The sequence below is a fragment of the Pseudomonas sp. XP1 genome (assembly GCF_053557675.1).
Genome location: NZ_JBNRIJ010000070.1, coordinates 1 through 3,385 on the forward strand (window position 1 = coordinate 1; position 3,385 = coordinate 3,385).

The following is a 3,385-nucleotide window of genomic DNA, read 5'->3' on the forward strand; positions in this document are numbered from 1 at the left end:
CAACCCAGCCCAGACTCCGGTGACCGTAACCCTGTCCAACGGCCAGACCATCACCGTCGAAGCCGGCAAGACCCAGGGCAGCGTCGACTTCGAAACGCCAGCGAACGACGTCTACAACAACGGCTCGACCGTCAGCACCACGATTACCGGTGCGACCGGCGGCAACTTCGAGCAACTGACGCCGAACCCGACGCCGGCCCAGACCACGATCAACGACTCGGTCGACAACACCACCGCCACCCTGACGGCCACTCCATCGGTGACCGAAGGCGGGGTGATCACCTACACCGTGACCCTGAGCAATCCGGCACAGACTCCGGTGACCGTAACCCTGTCCAACGGCCAGACCATCACCGTCGAAGCTGGCAAGACCCAGGGCAGCGTCGACTTCGAAACGCCAGCGAACGATGTCTACAACAACGGCTCGACCGTCAGCACCACGATTACCGGTGCGACCGGTGGCAACTTCGAACAGCTGACGCCAGACCCGACGCCAGCATCGACTGTCATCAATGACAGTATCGATACCGTCACCGTGAGCATTGTCAGCAATGGCGATGTGACAGAGGACCAGCAGCCGTCCTTTACTGTGAAGGTAAGCCAGGCACTGGACCGTCCGTTGACGGTTACCTTGTCGAACGGCGATACCGTGACCATCGGGGCCGGCAAGACCGAAGTGGAATACAAGACTGCGGCCCAAGGCGATGACGTAATCCAGGATGCCGGCTCTGTCACGCTCAGCGTGACGGATGCCACCGTCTCGGGCGCCACCTTCGAGAAGCTGGCGTTCGGAGGCCCGGCTACCGTTGAAATCTCGGATACCATCAGTGAGGTCGTCGCCAAACTGACCGCTACCGAGTCCGTAAGCGAAGGTGGCGAAATTACCTACACCGTCACGCTGACCAGCAAGGATGGACTGCCGCTCAACATCCAATCACCGCTGTATTTCACCCTCAGCGATGGCAAGACCGTTATTGAGGTACCGGCCAACAGCACAACTGGTTCGATTACCGTTGCCGCGCCGGACAACGTCTACATGGGCGCCAATCCGCCGGTGGTCAATGCGATCGATTCGGTTAGCGGCGCGGATGTATGGAAGTTCGAGAAACTGACCTTGGACAAAACCGAGGTCAGTACCACCGTGACTGATGAATCCGGCACCCCTGGCTCTGGTGGCGATCTTGTGTTGGTAAGCATCGAGGCCGACCAAGCGTCGGTTCTCGAGAACCAGAACCCGACATTTACCGTGAAGATCAACACCGCGCTGGCGCATGATCTTGTCGTTACCCTGAGCAACGATGCCCAGGTCACTATCAAGGCGGGGGAGACCAGTGCGCAGTACACCCACGCCGTACAGGGAGACGACGTTTATCAGGACGCCGGCACTATCAGTCTCGGCCTCAAGTCAGCGACCGATACTGCAGGTAGCACCTTCGAGAACCTGCAGTTTGGCGGCGCCGCGTCGGTGGAAGTGACTGACACCATCAACGAAGTGGTGGCCAGACTGACGGCTACCGATACCGTTACCGAAGGTGGCGAAATTACCTATACCGTCACGCTGACCAGCGATGACGGCCTGCCGATCAACAACCACTCGCCGCTCTATTTCACCCTCAGCGACGGCAAGACCGTTGTCATGGTGCCAGCCAACAGCAACACTGGCTCTATCACCGTTACCGCGCCTAATGATGTCTATGTAGGCGCTCAGCCTGTAGTAAACGCGATCGACTCGGTCAGCGGTGCAGATGCCTGGAAGTTTGAAAAGCTGACCCTGGACAAAACGGAAGTCAGCACAACGGTTACCGATGGCCCAGGCTCCGAGGACATTACCTGCCTGACGCTCTCTGCTACGCCTACAGTGGCCGAAGGTGGCGCTATCACCTACACCGCCACGTTGACCAACAAGGCCGGCACTGACCTGGTCATCAAACTGAGCAACGGCGAAACCATCACCATCGCGGCTGGCCAGAAGGAAGCTTCGATCATCGTCGACGCCCCAGGCGACGATGTGTACATCGATGCCAAAGACCTCAGCGTGACCATCACCGATGCCACGGGTGGTAATTTCGAAAAACTGGATGTCAGCAGCAAGGCGGCTGTAACGAAAGTCACCGATACCATCGACACCACCACCGTGACCTTGACCGCCACGCAGAGCGTGGTCGAGGGCGGCGTGGTGACCTACACCGCATCGGTCAACCACAAGGTCACTGGCTCGGATCTGGTGGTGAAACTGGCCAACGGCCAGACCATTACCATTCCGGTGGGTGAGTCGTCGGCGTCGGTACCGTTCACCGCGCCAGACAATGCCTACAACACCAACCTGGACCTGACCAACAAGATCACTGACATCTCGGGCGGCAATTACGAAAAGACCGTAGCAGTTGGCGAGCCAGTGACGACCGTGACCGACGGACCAGGCACGAAGGACATTACCCACCTTACCCTGAGCGCGACCCCTACGGTTGCCGAGGGTGGCAAGATCACTTACACCGCGACCTTGACCAACAAGGCTGGCACCGATCTAGTGATCAAGCTGAGCAATGGCGAGACCATCACCATTGCCGCAGGCTCGAAGGAAGCTTCGGTCACCGTCGATGCTCCAGGCGATGATGTCTACATCGATGCTGAAGTGCTTCAGGTCAAAGTGACCGAAACCTCGGGTGGTGACTTCGAGAAGCTGAATGTAAACAGCGGCGCAGCCGTGACCAAGGTGACCGATACCATCGACACCACGACTGTCACTCTGACCGCGACCTCGACCGTCGCTGAAGGTGGCGTGGTCACTTACACCGCGTCGGTCAACCACAAGGTCACCGGTTCCGACCTGGTAGTGAAACTGGCCAACGGTCAGACCATCACCATCCCGGTGGGCGAGTCGTCTGCATCGGTACCGTTCACTGCACCGAACAACGCACTCAATACCAATCTGGACTTGAGCAACAAGATCACCAGCATCTCGGGTGGTAATTACGAGAAAACCGTGGCCGTTGGTGAGCCGGTGACCACTGTCACCGACAACCCGGCGACCCCGGATGTCACCACGCTTACGCTGAGCGCGACGGATACCGTGGCCGAAGGCGGCAAGATTACGTATACCGCTACGCTGACCAACCCGGCGGGTACTGCGCTTACCGTAAAGCTGAGCAACGGCGAGACCATCACCATCGCGGCGGGTCAGAAAGAAGGGTCGATTACCATCGACGCGCCGAGCGACGATGTGTACATCGATGCGGGTACCGTTCAGGCCAATATCGATAGCACCAGCGGCGGTGACTTCGAGAAATTGGACGTCAGCAGCACTGCGGCCGTGACCAAGGTTACCGACACCATCGACACCACCACCGTCACTCTGACCGCGACCTCGACCGTTGCTGAAGGTGGC

1 protein-coding gene is annotated in these 3,385 nt (G+C 58.9%); it reads left to right on the top strand.

Annotation, left to right across the window (positions count from 1 at the left end; all coding sequences use genetic code 11):
- Window positions 1–3,385, top strand: a 3,385-nt coding sequence (locus tag ACK1U9_RS25610) for an immunoglobulin-like domain-containing protein (protein ID WP_449110275.1), incomplete at both ends; no start/stop codon positions are given.